This is a genomic window from Acinetobacter sp. YH12064 (assembly GCF_013419735.1).
In the GTDB taxonomy this organism is placed as follows: domain Bacteria; phylum Pseudomonadota; class Gammaproteobacteria; order Pseudomonadales; family Moraxellaceae; genus Acinetobacter; species Acinetobacter amyesii.
The window spans coordinates 27491-43262 of sequence record NZ_VOZP01000020.1 but is presented as its reverse complement, the minus strand read 5'-3'; the positions used below and the strand labels follow the sequence as shown (position 1 = coordinate 43262).

Annotated in this window: 17 protein-coding genes; 8 read left to right on the top strand and 9 right to left on the bottom strand. The window is 38.7% G+C overall.

Annotation, left to right across the window (positions count from 1 at the left end; translation table 11 throughout):
• Positions 1–272: 272 nt before the first annotated feature.
• The 3 genes from FTU13_RS16030 to FTU13_RS17570 form a co-directional block, all read right to left on the bottom strand.
• Positions 273–761, bottom strand: a complete 489-nt coding sequence (locus tag FTU13_RS16030; protein WP_078194247.1) for a hypothetical protein — start codon at positions 759–761, stop codon at positions 273–275.
• A 190-nt stretch (positions 762–951) separates the two neighbouring features.
• Positions 952–1197 carry a hypothetical protein gene (locus FTU13_RS17575; protein ID WP_257226697.1) on the bottom strand — a complete coding sequence of 82 codons (246 nt, stop codon included), beginning with the start codon at positions 1195–1197 and terminating at the stop codon, positions 952–954.
• 56 nt (positions 1198–1253) lie between these two features.
• A complete protein-coding gene (locus FTU13_RS17570) occupies positions 1254–1430 on the bottom strand; it encodes an SMI1/KNR4 family protein (RefSeq protein ID WP_257225319.1) in 177 nt (58 codons plus the stop codon).
• Between the two features lie 391 nt (positions 1431–1821).
• Here FTU13_RS17570 and rlmF point away from each other — a divergent pair, with 391 nt between their 5' ends.
• Positions 1822–2796: a 23S rRNA (adenine(1618)-N(6))-methyltransferase RlmF gene (rlmF, locus tag FTU13_RS16020; protein ID WP_180128832.1), complete on the top strand. Its 975-nt coding sequence runs from the start codon at positions 1822–1824 to the stop codon at positions 2794–2796.
• 361 nt (positions 2797–3157) lie between these two features.
• Positions 3158–3622 (top strand): bacterioferritin, encoded by a 465-nt coding sequence (gene bfr / locus FTU13_RS16015; protein ID WP_067762676.1) that lies wholly within the window; start codon positions 3158–3160, stop codon positions 3620–3622.
• A gap of 57 nt (positions 3623–3679) precedes the next feature.
• On the opposite strand, the gene FTU13_RS16010 is transcribed toward bfr, so the two are convergent.
• Positions 3680–4213: a peroxiredoxin gene (locus FTU13_RS16010; protein ID WP_373423843.1), complete on the bottom strand. Its 534-nt coding sequence runs from the start codon at positions 4211–4213 to the stop codon at positions 3680–3682.
• Between the two features lie 222 nt (positions 4214–4435).
• On the opposite strand from FTU13_RS16010, the gene FTU13_RS16005 reads away from it, so the two are divergent.
• The 6 genes from FTU13_RS16005 to FTU13_RS15980 all read left to right on the top strand — a co-directional run bounded on the left by FTU13_RS16005 (position 4436) and on the right by FTU13_RS15980 (position 9635).
• Complete coding sequence (locus FTU13_RS16005; protein ID WP_180128835.1) at positions 4436–5167, top strand: YqiA/YcfP family alpha/beta fold hydrolase; 732 nt, start codon at positions 4436–4438, stop codon at positions 5165–5167.
• Positions 5168–5253: 86 nt separating this feature from the next.
• Entirely contained in the window at positions 5254–6546 is a 1293-nt protein-coding gene (bioA, locus tag FTU13_RS16000) for an adenosylmethionine--8-amino-7-oxononanoate transaminase (protein ID WP_180128837.1), read from the top strand.
• Complete coding sequence (locus tag FTU13_RS15995; RefSeq protein ID WP_180128838.1) at positions 6543–7700, top strand: 8-amino-7-oxononanoate synthase; 1158 nt, start codon at positions 6543–6545, stop codon at positions 7698–7700. Before bioA ends, FTU13_RS15995 begins: the two co-directional genes overlap by 4 nt.
• A 7-nt stretch (positions 7701–7707) precedes the next feature.
• Complete coding sequence (gene bioC / locus FTU13_RS15990) at positions 7708–8496, top strand: malonyl-ACP O-methyltransferase BioC (protein WP_180035869.1); 789 nt, start codon at positions 7708–7710, stop codon at positions 8494–8496.
• Positions 8493–9137: a dethiobiotin synthase gene (bioD, locus tag FTU13_RS15985; RefSeq protein ID WP_180128839.1), complete on the top strand. Its 645-nt coding sequence runs from the start codon at positions 8493–8495 to the stop codon at positions 9135–9137. Before bioC ends, bioD begins: the two co-directional genes overlap by 4 nt.
• A gap of 39 nt (positions 9138–9176) precedes the next feature.
• On the top strand, positions 9177–9635 hold the full coding sequence (locus tag FTU13_RS15980) for a nucleoside deaminase (protein ID WP_180128841.1): 459 nt from the start codon (positions 9177–9179) through the stop codon (positions 9633–9635).
• Positions 9636–9739: 104 nt separating this feature from the next.
• Here the strand turns inward: FTU13_RS15980 and FTU13_RS15975 are convergent, their stop codons facing one another.
• The 5 genes from FTU13_RS15975 to FTU13_RS15955 all read right to left on the bottom strand — a co-directional run bounded on the left by FTU13_RS15975 (position 9740) and on the right by FTU13_RS15955 (position 15062).
• Complete coding sequence (locus FTU13_RS15975; protein WP_078190075.1) at positions 9740–10153, bottom strand: biopolymer transporter ExbD; 414 nt, start codon at positions 10151–10153, stop codon at positions 9740–9742.
• 18 nt (positions 10154–10171) lie between these two features.
• Complete coding sequence (locus FTU13_RS15970; RefSeq protein ID WP_078190074.1) at positions 10172–10597, bottom strand: biopolymer transporter ExbD; 426 nt, start codon at positions 10595–10597, stop codon at positions 10172–10174.
• 14 nt (positions 10598–10611) lie between these two features.
• Positions 10612–11475 (bottom strand): MotA/TolQ/ExbB proton channel family protein, encoded by an 864-nt coding sequence (locus FTU13_RS15965; RefSeq protein ID WP_078194237.1) that lies wholly within the window; start codon positions 11473–11475, stop codon positions 10612–10614.
• A 28-nt stretch (positions 11476–11503) separates the two neighbouring features.
• Entirely contained in the window at positions 11504–12202 is a 699-nt protein-coding gene (locus tag FTU13_RS15960) for an energy transducer TonB (RefSeq protein WP_180128842.1), read from the bottom strand.
• Between the two features lie 148 nt (positions 12203–12350).
• On the bottom strand, positions 12351–15062 hold the full coding sequence (locus FTU13_RS15955; RefSeq protein ID WP_180121262.1) for a TonB-dependent receptor: 2712 nt from the start codon (positions 15060–15062) through the stop codon (positions 12351–12353).
• Positions 15063–15772 lie beyond the last annotated feature (710 nt).

The following is a 15772-nucleotide window of genomic DNA, read 5'->3' as shown; positions in this document are numbered from 1 at the left end:
GTCTTTGATTGATTTGAAAAAATATATGTTGATGATTGGGTTTAATGCGCACTAAATTCAGCAGAGAATGCATGTGAATGCTGAAAAAGTACTTTTTTATTGATCTTAAAATATGCGAATATGGGATGAATGTTGGATAGATGTATATTCTTATGAGTATGGACGCAAAATCTCACAGAAAAATGGACAAAGAGTCATATCTAACTTGTGTGCTTTAATTTAAAGCCTAGATCTTAGGTCTTGGTTTTTTATTTCGTATAACCTCTATGATGTTAAATAGGCTTCAAAAGCCACCCATGAATGACATTAATCTGATGCTGTATAGCATCTATTAAATGAGGTGAATTTTCGATTGTCCATGTTTCATCGCACCAGTCACAAGCGTCATAGAGGTCACCTATCCATTCGGGATAGTAAGCTATGTTATTTTCAAGTCCTCTTGGTGCATCAAGGAACCCTTTTTCTAAATTACTAAAAATTTTACATAGCTTAAGAGGGCTTAAATTACCATTTTTATAGTCAGCTAAAACACCTAAAAAGAATTTAGCTGCCAATATTTCGGCTTCTAAACAATTGGATGAAAATTCAGAATCTTTTATCTGTATTACACTGAGTAATAGTGGTTCATAATTAGGATATAGTTCAAGTAATTCAGCAGGAGTATTTTCATTGTTATCAATATATTCAATTAATTTTTTTCTCCTTTCTGAGTAAGAATATTCTCCATAATAAAGTTCTATATATAACGCTTTTAATGTCATTGATTATTCCAACTGATTCTTGATTTTCTCTAAAATTAGCATAATACACGTGATGCGAAGTTGAAAAAATTGATACTATAGACTTAATTTTTATATATTTTTTAAATTTAAAGCCTAGATCTTCGGTCTAGGCTTCTTCATTTTGTATAACAGCCATCATTTTAAATAAAAAATAGTCTTTTGAAACCTTTTAATATTCAATATCTTCATGTAATGAATTTATAAAATATACAAATCTATCAGCTAAATAAAGAACTTTTCTCTTATCCTCATTTACACCGTAATCATAGAAATCATCATGTAGGACTAAGACAATTTTAGGTTGATATTTTATCCATGGAAATCTGTAATCAAAGCAAATAAAGTCGCCTCCAGGCGTCATACTAAATCCAATTAACTTGCCACTATAGTCATCGTCACCTTCAGGGAACTGCATACCTTCTATTCGAGGCGTATGTATATATCCACCAAATTCAGCAATACAAGAAATATTTAGCTCTCCATTAGTATCAACAAAATCAAAGCTACTAATTTGGGGAAAAATCCATCATGTTGTGAAATAAGTTTAATATATTCAGGTGGGAATTCTACACCTAGAGTATTAGCAAAGTTTTGAATTACTTTCTTTTCAACTTCACCATTTGGATATAGATCGCCAATATCTTGCATTACTCAATACCTTTAATTATTTTCATTCATAGTTCCCACATCGTTAATATTATCTAAAATTAACATAATACACCTTATACGAAATTCTATTTTTTATTTCATATAAATCACTATCTTATACTTATATAAAAAGCCCAATCATCAACGATGGGGCTTTTTGTTGATTCTTCATGTTTCACGGTTTTGTTTAATGAAATTTAATGCTATAGCAAACAAAAATGTCCAAATAAAATAAGAATAGACTTCCAAGTGGTTATTGATTTTCAGATAGACAAATAAAAGGATAGGGGCGTCATTGATGGTCAAATTCACGTACAATATTGACTAATTTGCAGGTATTGATCCTGCCTTATCAGATGATTCTGTTCTCCCGTTGAATATTGGCATATACATGGCGCAAGCAAAGAAATCTTTTCCGCAGCAAAAATCGGAATTACATGCACGAAATCTGCATCGCAGTCGTTACGATTTTCCTCAGTTAATCAAGAGCTGTCCGGAACTTGCGCCTTTTGTCAGCCCAAATAAATATAACGATTTATCGGTAGATTTTTCTGATCCACACGCAGTGAAAATGCTGAATAAAGCATTGCTCAAGCATTTTTATGGCATTCAATATTGGGATATTCCCAAAGATTTTCTTTGCCCGCCTATTCCGGGGCGAGCGGACTATATTCACTATTTGGCTGACTTGTTGAGTGCCAACAACAAAGGGCAGATTCCAACAGGACACCACGTTCAAGTCTTAGATATTGGGGTGGGTGCGAACTGTATTTATCCGATTATTGGTCATCGCAGCTATGGCTGGAAATTTGTCGGCTCAGACATACATGCTGCATCGGTTAAAAGTGCTCAATTTATTGTGGAGGCAAATCCGAATCTGCGTAAAGGCATTCAGATTCGATTGCAAAAAAAAGCGAGCAATATTTTTAATGGTGTGATTAAACCTTCAGATCGTTTTGATTTGACTATGTGTAATCCACCATTTCATGCCTCGCAAGATGAGGCAAACGCGACTGCAACGCAAAAATTAAGAAAACTAGGCAAGCCAGTTGATCGGAGCAAGGTGGTATTAAACTTTGGCGGTCAAAAGAACGAACTCTGGTGTGATGGCGGCGAAGAGCGATTTGTCTGCCAAATGGTACAAGAGAGCATCCAGTTTGCTGAACAATGTCTTTGGTTTAGTACGCTGGTTTCCAAGAAAACAACATTGCCAGTGCTTTTAAAGGCCTTAGCGAAGAGCGGTGCAGTGGATGTGAAAACCATTAAAATGACGCAGGGACAAAAAGAAAGCCGTTTTGTCGCTTGGACTTTTCTAGATTTAAGGCAACAGCAAGCGTGGAAGAATGCACGTTGGACTTCAGCTTAAGTCTGTCTTCGTTGGAGATTTTCGCCTTGTCTTTGACAGCAATGCATAGAGCATCAATATAAAGTTTCCCATAGCGATAAGCACAGTGTGTTGAATCAATCTGGAGATATTTTTGCTAAACAAGACGCATTGTTAATTGTTACAAAAAACAGCATACAGCGATTTTTGATTATTACGTGTTCTAAATGCCTTGAATATTCTGCAAGGGCTTCTTTTATATGTGAAAAATGCGCGGAATTGAACTGCAAATGCGTATGTTTATCATTTAAATTTTATATAAATCATAAACTTACAAAAATTATATTTTGCATTCATTTTGAAACTTGTCCATAATATTTGAAAAGGGTATGGAGTGAAGAAAATGCGTGGCAATCCAGAAGTCGTAGACTACTTAAATATGCTGATCGGTGGCGAACTGGCTGCTCGTGATCAATACTTAATTCATTCCCGTATGTATGAAGATTGGGGCTTAAGTAAAATCTTCGAACGTATCGATCATGAAAGCCAAGAAGAAGGCTCACATGCAGATGCATTGATTCGGCGCGTATTGTTCCTTGAAGGAACGCCGAATATGAATCGTGATGATATTGAAGTCGGTACAGACGTTGTGACTTGTTTAAAAGCGGATTTGGCGCTTGAATATCATGTTCGTGAGAAACTTGCACAAGGCGTAAAATTGTGTGAAGAAAAGGGTGACTATGTGACCCGTGATATGCTCCGTCAGCAAATGTCAGATACTGAAGAAGATCATACTTACTGGCTTGAAAAGCAAATGCGTTTGATCGAACTTATTGGTCTACCAAACTATATTCAGTCTCAAATGTAATTTAAAAAATATCCAAAAAACCCAGCAGAAGCTGGGTTTTTTATTGGGCCATGAAAACTATTGTTGTAGTTTTTTAATATCTGCCAAGACTTGCGCCGCATGTGTCTGTGTATTCACACTGGTATAGTGATAAACAATAATGCCTTTCGGGTCAATGAGAAAGGTTTCACGTTTGGCAACTTTCAAAATCCCTAAGTTTCGTACAATACCTAACTGAGTAGCCAGCTTGTGCTGTTGGTCGGCAAGAATTGGAAAGGGAAGTCCGAGTGCTTTAGAGAACTTTTGATGTGATGCAACATCATCTAAGCTTGCGCCCAAAACAACCGCATTACTTTTTAAAAATTGTGGATATAGGGTTTTAAATTGATTGGCTTCTTCTGTACAACCGGGTGAGTTGTCTTTGGGATAAAAGTACAGAACAAGCCATTTGCCTTGATATTGTTTCAGTTCGTGCCATTTTCCATTTTGATCTTGCAATTTAAAGTTGGGTGCGGGTGTGCCTACCCATTGTTTTTGTTTGTTTTGACTGGTGCTGAGTATTGATGTTTCGGCAACTGTGATTTGGGTAGTTGCTATTAAAGCACATGTCATGAAACAGATTTTAAGCAATGAAGAAACTTTCATAGAGCATCAGTTTATATTGTTCTTTATCCGATCTTAGCAAATTTTAAAGCGCTGTAGGCTAGCTGATTTTATATTTTTCAAAGTCGATTCCAAATGTATTTTGCAAATCGGTTGATGTGCTGAAATGCCACTATCAAACTTACTTTGAACTTTTATACTATTTGGAATCGGTTAATTTTAGAGTTTGCATTGAATCAACATATTTTACTTATTACTGGCTGGGGCGGCGGTCGTAAATTACTTGCTCCTTTACAGCAGGCATTGATCACACAAGGTTATCAGGTCGAATTATGGAATATTTTTGATGCCTTAAATCTAGCAGTGCTCGAACAGAAAGTTGAATTGGCGAAACAATTTGATGTGATTATTGGCTGGTCACTTGGTGGTCAATTGGCGGCGATATTAGTAGATGAAATTCAAAAAAAATATCAACAACAAAAAGTGCTGATCACACTTGGCTCAAATCCAAGTTTTGTGGCTCATGAAAAGTGGTCTGCTGCGATGGATCAAGCGACTTTTCAAAGCTTCAAACAATCTTTCGAGCAGGATACGATTTCTACCTTAAAGAAGTTTGGTTATATGGTTTGTCAGGGTACTGATAGCACCAAGCAGGATTTCATCACCTTGCAAAGTTTGATTCAAGCGCAAAATTTAGATGTACTTCGTGCGGGTTTGAATTGCTTGGAAAAATTAAATAATGTAAGTATCTTAAAAAATTATAGTGGTTATCAATATCATGTATTTGCCAAGCAAGATTATTTAGTTAGTTACAAAGTTGAACGTTTATTGCGAAATTTAGCAGTAGAATTTTTAGAAACTGAATTGGTTTCTGGCTCACATGGCTTTCCATTGTTTGAATCTGAAGTCATAAGTTGCAAAATCTGCCAATATTTAAAGAAAATAGAACAAATCTCTGACTAGCTGGGCTTTATGGCAATTTATTTTTCATTGCCATGGGTTTAACATCTTGCCTCATTGATGTTTAAGCCTGATACATGGAGTGAGGGATGGCCAATTTAACCGATCTACAATTTGATCAGCAGCATATTTGGCATCCCTATACATCGATGACTCAGCCCCTTCCAACGTTTAAAGTGAAACGTGCGCAAGGGGTAATGATTGAGCTTGAAGATGGTCGTCAATTGATTGACGGTATGTCTTCATGGTGGTGTGCAATTCATGGTTATAACCATCCCGAGCTAAATCAGGCAGTGACCGATCAACTGCAACAGATGTCACATATCATGTTCGGTGGATTGACACATGATCCCGCGATTCAACTGGCTAAATTACTGTTAAAAATCACCCCGCCCAGTTTAGATAAAATCTTCTTTGCCGATTCAGGTTCGGTTGCTGTCGAAGTAGCCTTGAAAATGGCAGTGCAGTATTGGGCATCTTTACATCAACCGAATAAAACCAATTTTGTCACACCACGCTCGGGCTATCACGGAGATACATGGAATGCGATGTCTGTGTGTGATCCCGTGACTGGGATGCATCAAATTTTTGGCCCAAGTTTGCCCAATCGAATTTTTGTTTCTGCGCCGCAAATTGGCTTTGAGCAAGCGTGGAATCCTGCGGATATTGCTGAACTAGAAAAGACTCTCTCAGAACAGCATGAAAATATTGCGGGATTGATTCTAGAGCCGATTGTGCAAGGTGCAGGAGGCATGCGTTTCTACCATCCTGAATATTTGCGTCAAGCTAAATTACTCTGCGAAAAATACAATATCTTGTTGATCTTCGATGAGATCGCGACAGGTTTCGGGCGAACAGGAAAACTCTTTGCTTGGGAATGGGCCGCAGTTGAGCCAGATATTATGTGTATTGGTAAAGGACTGACAGGCGGTTATATGACCTTGTCTGCAACCCTGACTACGCAGAAAGTTGCGAATACGATCAGCCAAGGCGAAGCGGGTGTGTTTATGCATGGCCCAACCTTTATGGCAAATCCTTTGGCTTGCGCTGTGGCTGTAAAAAGTACCGAACTGCTGCTTTCTCAAGATTGGCAAGCCAATATTCGACGTATCGAAGCTCAATTGAAGTTTCATTTACCAACACTTTCATCGCTTGAACATGTCAAAGATGTGCGAATACTTGGTGCTATTGGTGTGGTGGAATTGACCTTCAATGTAGATATGAAAACGCTACAACAGGAGTTTGTTCGTCGTGGTATTTGGATTCGTCCATTTGGGAAACTGGTTTATGTGATGCCACCCTATATTATTTCTGAGTATGAATTAAAAATTTTGCTAGAACACATGGTTGAGGTGGTGAAAAACATGGGGCAGTCGGTATGAATCTGCTTAGCCATTTTTCAGATCAACTTGATCAACTGAAACAGCAAGGCAACTTACGTCAGTTCACTTCTAATCTTCAGCACGATCATTGCATCAGTATTCACGATCACAATATGTTGAATTTAGCGTCAAATGACTATTTAGGTCTGGCTTCAAACCTACATCTACGTGAACAGTTTTTTGATGAAACCCCGAACGCACAGCGTTGGATGAGTTCATCCTCTTCGCGGTTACTGACGGGAAACTTTCCTGAATATGAACAACTTGAATCAACATTAAGTGATGCCTTTCATGGCCGATCAGCACTGTTATTTAATAGCGGCTATCACATGAATATCGGGATTTTACCTGCACTGGCAGACAGTAAAACCTTGATATTGGCGGATAAGCTGATTCATGCCAGTATGATTGATGGCATCCGATTATCGAGTGCGAAATATGTACGTTATCGCCATAATGATTTGGCGCATCTTTCTCAGCTTTTATGCAAATATCATGAAGATGAGGCTTTTGAGCGGATCATTGTGGTGACTGAATCGATTTTCAGTATGGATGGTGATGAAACCGATTTGGCTGAACTGGTACGGATCAAAAAACAATTTCCCAAAGTGATGTTGTATGTCGATGAGGCGCATGCAATCGGTGTACGCGGTGAGCGTGGTTTAGGCTGTGCTGAACAATATCAAGTGATTGATGATATTGATCTTTTAGTCGGGACATTTGGTAAAGCACTGGCTTCAATAGGGGGGTATCTCATCTGTCATGCGATTATTCGTGACTATTTGATTAACTCGATGCGACCGTTGATTTTTAGTACCGCACAGCCCCCGATCTGTATGGCTTGGACAGATTTTATTTTCAAGAACGTTTTAAATTTAAAAGAAGAGCGTCACCATTTACAACAAATCAGTCAAAGTTTGCAGCAAGCTGTGCAAGCTAAAGGTTTTGATTGTCCATCTACATCACATATTGTGCCCGTCATTATTGGCGAGTCGAATAAAACAGTTGCCAAGGCTCAATCATTGCAAACGGCAGGTTTTTATATCATGCCTGTACGTCCACCCACTGTGCCGCAGCATAGTTCGCGCTTACGCATTTCACTCACTGCTCAGATTACACAAACAGATCTTGATCAGTTGACTCAATTGTTGTGAGTGACTTGTGAATAATATTGAGATTGATAAATCCCAAGTGGCGTTGCGCTTTGCTCAGGCAGGGCAGAGCTATGCTGAACATGCCGTTGCACAAAAAGAGATTGCTCAACATGTATTTGAGTTAATGCAGCAGTATTGTCCAAAGTTGCAAAATCATCCTGTAGAAACGGTTTTTGAAATCGGATGTGGTTCGGGGAATTTAAGCCATTTGATGCTGGAAAATATGCAAATCAATCATTTGGTTTTAAATGATCTATATGCAGAAATTCAACAGCATTTTTCATCAAGTCCGCAGATTCAGTACTGGCTTGGAGATATCGAACAACTTGAATTTCCACAGCATATCGACTTGATCGCATCCAGTTCGGCTTTGCAATGGGTAGGGAACTTTGCAGGCATTGTCGAAAAAGCCTTTCAAAGTTTAAATCCAGAGTCATATTTTTGTTTTTCGACCTTTGGACAGCAGAATTTACAGGAAATAAAAGCTTTGACTGGGCAGGGTTTGGACTACCTCGATGTTGATATGCTTCAAATCATATTAAGTCAAAATGGTTTTGAAATTCTGCATCTTTCAGAGCAGACAGCGGCATTATATTTTGATCATCCAAAGCAGGTTTTGCAGCATTTAAAAGCGACAGGTGTGACTGCGACAGCCTCACATTTTCGTTGGACGAAACAATCGCTCTTTGATTTTTATTCAGCATATCAACAGTTTTCTTTGCGTGATGAATCTGGGCAGATGCGTTATGCACTGACCTATCATCCGATTTTTTGTATTGCACGGAGAATGCCATGACAGGGCAAGTTTATTTCATTAGTGGGATCGATACAGGCATCGGGAAAACATATACCACGGGCTATTTGGCTAAAATATGGAATGAACAAGGGGCGCGAACGATCACGCAAAAGTTGATCCAAACAGGCAATGTCGATATTTCTGAGGATATAGAACAACATCGTCAAATTATGGGTACGGGGTTGTTGGTCGAAGATGAAACCAAACTCACGATGCCTGAAATATTTAGTTATCCTGCGTCGCCACATCTCGCTACCAAACTCGATGGGCGTGAAATCGATTTTGCTAAAATCGAATACGCGACAAAACGTTTAACTGAAAAATATGACAACGTTTTACTCGAAGGTGCGGGTGGGTTGATGGTGCCATTAACCACGGATCTTTTAACCATCGACTATGTTGTAGAGAAACAATATCCCGTTATTTTGGTGACATCAGGTCGTTTGGGCAGCATTAACCATACGATTTTAAGTTTGGAAGCATTAAAAAGTCGTGGCTTAGTGCTTTATGCACTCGCTTATAATTTAAATGATGAATCGCAAGATGCATTGATTTCTAAAGATACTGCTGAATATTTAAAAGCATATTTAGCGAAACACTTTCCACAAGCATTATGGATTGATGTTCCTGTATTGGCATAATGGGCTAACTCTATATATTGACAATGATGGGGTGTAATTATGACGGATCATGCGTTTATAGAACTTGCGATTCAACTTGCGAAAGAAAATATTGAGCAAGGTGGGCGACCATTTGGTGCTGTGATCGTTAAGCATGGTGCTGTGGTGAGTATAGGGGTGAATGAAATATTAATCTCGGGCGATCCGACATCTCATGCCGAGTTAAATGCATTAAGACAAGCCGCACAAAATTTAAATACGACGTCTTTGAAGGACTGTGTCGTTTATGCGAGCGGACAACCATGTCCAATGTGTTTGGCGGCTCTGCGAATGGCTGGAGTTGAAAAAATTGTATATGCTTATTCAAATGCTGATGCAGAAGCCTATGGTTTATCTACAGCAGAGATTGCCGAAAAATTAAGACTTGAACCACATGAACAGCAAGGGTTGAGTTTTAGTCAGTTAAAGCCAAACTGTGATCATGAGCTATATGAATTTTGGAAGCAGAAAAATACTTAATAAATAATAAGAGTTTCTTTCTGAGTCACTAACTGTATAGATTTCTGTGAAGAATTAAAAAAGCCAACTGAGGTGATCAGTTGGCTTTTTTTGTTGGAGAGCAATTATTGATTTGCTGAGACACCAATTTTTTTGACATTCAAACGTTGTGCTGCTGCCATCACCATAGCGACATCTTTATATTCTGTCATTTTGTCAGGTTGCACTTTGATCGTATCTTGATCTGCTTGTTGTGCAACACCAGCAAAAAGTGTTTCTAAAGCTTGCTTATTGGCAACGGGTTGACCATTCCAAAATAATTTACCCTGCGCATCAATGCGTAAGGTGACCGGCTCAGGCGGCTTTTCATTGGTTGGCGGTGGCGTACCATTTGGCAAATCAATATTGATCGAGTTATTTGGAATTGGAATTGTGATAATAAACATAATGAGCAAAACCAACATCACATCGATCAATGGCGTCATGTTAACGTCCAACATAACATCATCGTCTTTATCGGAACCGACATTCATTCCCATACCTTGTCCCTCATCCGATTATGGTGCGGCAACAGGAGTCGTGACAAAAGCAATTTTGCCAATTCCTGCTGCTTGTGTTGCACTAATGACTTCATCAATCGCTTCATATTTTGTCACCTGATCGCCACGGATATGAACTTCAGGTTGCGGACGCTTTTTAGCTTCCGCTTGTAGTCGACTGATCAGCGTGTCTTTATCTGCAATGTATTTTTCATTCCAGAAGATATCGCCATTTTTATTGACAGCAATCTGAATATTGATCGGTTTAGTTTCATAAGGTGTGTTTTTTTCCTCAGGTAACTTCACCGGAACTGTATGGATTGCAACAGGTACTGTAATTAAGAAAATAATGAGCAGCACCAACATAATATCAACCAAAGGTGTTGTATTAATGGCTGAAATTACATCATCTTCGTCACCATCTGAATTGACCATCATTCCCATGGCTGATGCCTCTCTTATTTTGTGTCGTTATTATTGTTTTTGATCTCACCGCTTAAAAGTACGGTGTGTAGATCTGAACCAAAGGTACGAACATTATCTAGAACTGCTTTATTACGACGCGTTAACCAGTTGTAGCCAAGAACCGCAGGTACTGCTACAGCCAAACCAATTGCCGTCATAATTAGGGCTTCACCGACTGGGCCTGCAACTTTATCAATAGATGCTTGACCTGAAATACCAATTGCCGTTAAAGCATGGTAAATACCCCAAACTGTACCGAACAAACCCACAAATGGTGCAGTCGAACCGACAGTTGCGAGAAAAGCTAATCCACCACTTAAATGGCTTTGAATTTTATCGATAGCACGCTGGATTGAAATAGTCACCCATGTGTTGAAGTCGATACGTTCCAGCAGATTACCGCCATGTTTTTTGGTTGAATTAATGCCTTTTTCTGCAATAAAGCGGTATGCACTCGATTCGTCTAAGGTTTCTGCTGCGCTATCAATTGAAGCAGCATCCCAAAATTTAGCTTCGGCTTCTTTGCCTTGACGTTTAATTTTAGCTTGTTGAATAAATTTAGTGACCATGATGTACCAAGTTCCAATCGACATCAGGACCAAGATAAAGAGTGTCGATTTAGCAACGATGTCACCTTCACGCCATAGTGCTTCTAAGCCATACGGGTTATAGACTTCTTTGGTTGCTGTAGGCATTGGTGGCGGTGCAGGTGTATTTGTTGTATTCGTAGTTTCTACTTGTGTTGTTGCAGTATTTGCAGATTCTTCAGCAAATGCTGCTTGCAGTGGGAGTAATGTACTTGTTACTAAAACTGTAGCAGATGCAAAAATACGCGCAGATTTCATCATTTTATTCATTTATATTCTCCAAATTTTTGTAGATTCATTAATCAAGTTTAAATTCGTATTCAATATCAAACCAATCTTCAACTGGCTCACCATTTTTGAGTGCAGGCTTAAATGTACATAAGCTGAATGCTTTGCTAGCAGCCTTATCTAGAGATTTAGTACCACTCGATTTTTTGACCTTCACTTGTTTCGCACTGCCGTCAGGCCCAACCAATACAGAGATGCGGACAGTTCCTACTTCTTCTGCCATTGCAGCTTCACGAGGGTAATCTGGTTCTTTACATCCAACGCTACCCTCAGATGCACCACGTGTTTCCCCAGCAGGTTTGGGTGCAGGCGCAGGTGCTGGAGCTGCTGCAGCTACAGGTGCTGGTGCTGTCAAAGGACTAGGAGATGGGGAAGCTGTAGGCGTAGGTGTTGAAACGGCTTTAACTGTTTGAGTTGGTGCAGCTTTTTCAACGACCTTTTGTTCAGGTTGAGGGTCTGGTGTTTTGAGCACTTCCTTAACGAGTTTTGGTAATTCAGGTGGTTTTTCAATTGGTTTCGGTTTTTCTGGCTCAGGTTTTTTATCTTGAATAATGATTAATTCAACAGGTTCTTCTACAGTTTTCTCACCTTTTTTGGACAGGCCAGTAATTAATCCGTAGAGTACAATGAGATGCAGAAGAATGACTGCCCCAATTCCGATCAGGCGTTTGCCGGAATTATTTTCTAATTCGGAAAAGCTTTTGCCCATTACTACTCCTGAAATGTGAGACAAACAATCAATAGTGAAATTGGCACTTGAGATATAAGTGTTTTTTGCATTTTTTATGTTTGACTAATTAATTAAATAAATAGTGCAAGTACGATTCCTATTGGAATCGTACTTGCAAATTTAGCTTTTAGAACTTGTAAGTACCGCGGACATAGAATGTACGACCAGTAGGATCGCTATAACGTGGGTCATAGCCATATTGGAAGTTATCTAAAACGTTCGATGCTGCAGGTTCTTCAGCAAAGATATTTTTGATACCACCAGTGAGCTCTAAGTTTTTAAATCCACTGTAAGTTGTTGCAATGTTATAAAGGGTGTAGTCAGGAACACGATGTTTGTCGAACTGTGCTTTCCCAGTTTGGTTTTGGTCGTCATAACCACGGAAGAACTGTTGTTCAAAAATCATTTTCCAGTTTTCATAACTCCAGTTTAGATTTGCTGTGTGTTTCCAACGTAAAACAGCTGGATCGTCATACACGCCAACTAAGCCTTCCCAAGCACCATCTTTTTCTTCTTGATAGTCATTTTTGATGACATAGGTACCATTAATGCCAAAGCCGAAACGACCTGTCGCGGTTAATGGTGAAAGATAATCTAAGCTAATGTCGATACCTTGAGTTTTAATACCCCCTGTATTCATTAGAATGGTATTGATGTATTCAATACGACCATCGGCACCACGCACGAATAATGAAGCATATTTCTCAGGATCTTCAAAAATTGAAGTTTCACCCACTTGGCCAACTAATTCGTCAATTTCAATGTTGTAATAATCAACAGCTAAAACTAAGTTTTTAATTGGTTCGTAAACAAAGCCGGCTGTAAATGTTTTAGATTCTTCTGGTTGAAGATCTGGGTTACCACCTTGCATACGGTAGAACTGAGTATTACATTCGGTTTGATATTGAGTTGAGGTTGGTTTACCGCCTGGGCAAAGGACAGGGTCGTTATATTTTGCGCCAGTGTAGGTTTTACTTTGTTGCGCATTAATTTCCCAAAGGCTTGGAGCACGGAAACCAGTACTGTAGGTACTACGGAACATAAGTTGCTTCATTGGTTCCCAACGAATACCGACTTTTGGATTGAAAGTGTCGCCAAAATCGCTGTAGTCGTCATAACGTGCTGCAAGTTGAGCTTCAATTGTTTTGGTAATTGGAATTTGAAGCTCAGCAAAAGCGGCAGTAATATCTCGGTCACCTTTACTCAGAGGTTTGTCAGGGTCAATACCACTACCTGGTACAAGGCGTACTAACTCAGAGTTTACTTTTGCTTCCCAATCTTGAGTTGTAAAACTTCCACCAAATGCAAAACCAACATCACCAGCTGGTAAGGTGTAAATCGGGCGGCTCACGGTAAAGTCAAATGTTGTGGAATCAAGTGTTGCTTCGTTTGTTGTACCACTCACATTTAATGAGGTCCAAACGTTAGCATCTGCAGATGGACCAAATGGGTTGATTGTGCCGTCATTTAATCCTTCTTGTAGTTTGTTACGATTTAAGTATCCACTAACAAAGCTATCTGATGCTTCGCCTTTTGCGTAAGTTACGCCACCGTTGATATCCCAACCGTATGCTTCACCTTCAAGTCCAGCAAAAATACGATGAGATTCATTGATAGATTGTGAAACACGGTTGCCCGCTTGAGAGCGTAAGTAAAGTTGTAATGGATCACCACTTAGACCATCAACACCAGGGGTAATACCCTCGCCTGGATAATATTGACTGCTTTTAGGAATCGTGACAGAGCGACTATATACGTCTGGAGCAATAGAAGTCGTCACTTTGCTTTTTGCATAGACATATTCACCAATAGCGTTGAAGTTATCGCTAAGTTTGATGGTTGCACGACCAATTGCAGACAAGTCCTCAGTTTCTGGCTGAATACCAATTAAAGCTTGCGTATTGAGGAAGCAGAGTCCGCCATCTTCAGTGACATTGGTTAAATTATTACAATTCGCTGCACCACCATACGGGTTCGCTAATACACCTTCAGGATTTCCGTCAGCATCTAAAGGCCCGCCGTTTGGATCAAGAAAGTTAGCAGGGAAGCCATTTGCTGAACCTGCATCGATACCTAACTCAGGTAGAAGGCCACCACGACGGCTGACTTTACGGTCTTTTGCCATAATTTCTTTGGCTTTACGGTAGTCAATTGCGCCATAAACGTTAAAACCTTGTTCATCTAAGTCGCCATAGCCACCAAAAATCGAAACATCGTATTCTTCGCCGCCTTTATCCTCAGGTTTGAGCAAACCACCGCTAATACCTAAACCTGTGTATTGCTTTTTGGTAATAAAGTTAATTACACCTGCGATTGCATCTGCACCATAAATTGCAGAGGCACCATCACGTAAAACCTCAATACGTTCAACCATTGCAAGCGGAATGGTATTTAAGTTGGTCTCAGAGGTACTAAATGGGCTATAAGCCAAACGACGTCCATTAAGTAGGACAAGGGTTTTATCTGATCCTAGCCCACGTAAGTTCGCTGTTGAGCCTGATGTATTACTTGCACCAACGTTTTGCGCTGTACTGTAGCCCGCTTGGTTCGCACTAATTTTTATTAAGGCTTCTTCAGTCGTTGTGACCCCTTGTTTAGTTAATTCTTCAACTTTAATGACTGTAATAGGTGAAGAACTTTGAGCAGAAACCCCTTTAATGGATGAACCAGTCACAGTTACTTTGGCTACTTTCGTTGGCTTAACTGTTTCTTCTTCATTTGTTTCTGCTGCATGCGCTAAAGATAAACACAGCATACTTAAACTAAGAGTACTTAATTTAAGTATTGTTTTGCTAAATGGTGTGCCCCCCACAGATTTAGCATTTTTTTTCTCTTTCATAGTAAAAGTATTCCTTTTTGTTGTAGTTAGCGATATTGCTTGATTCTTTTTAAGCAATTCAAGTGCCAAATTTATATTTAAATTTTATTTTCAAATATAAAATACTGATAAATATCTACATTATTGAGTTTAAAGTGGAGAACTTTAAGATGAACGGTAAGTATATTTTTTTTAAAGTTATCCTTTTAATTAGGTTTTATCAGGAATTTAACTTTTGATCAAAATTTTTTTTAAAAACATGATTAGATGCGAATTAAACCTTAAAAAGTGTGAAATAATTCATATTTATGTGTTTGATTTATAAGATTAATCAGTGAAATAAATAAAAAATAAAAACATATAATTCATTGGTTTATATGCTGATGACTTGTCATTTCATCTGAAGGTGATCCCTTATGAATCAGGAATGTATTATATTTGTGCAAAATATGCTTGGATGCGTTCAACAACAAGAGTTGAATTTTTGATAAAAACGAGCTTTACTCGGAAAGTCGCTATTAGTATAAATTTATCTTAAAAAATGAATTTAAAAGGATATTTAATTCAGATAACTTTCAACCAAGGAGTGGTGGCATGAATTTCGCTTTATATTAATTACTGTATTAAGTTCTACGTTTAAAACTTAATTTAAACTGGTTCATTTTATTTTAGTAAAGGTGGCTTTATTTAAAGTCTGCTTGCGGCTTTGTATTATTAAAAAATCATCAGAA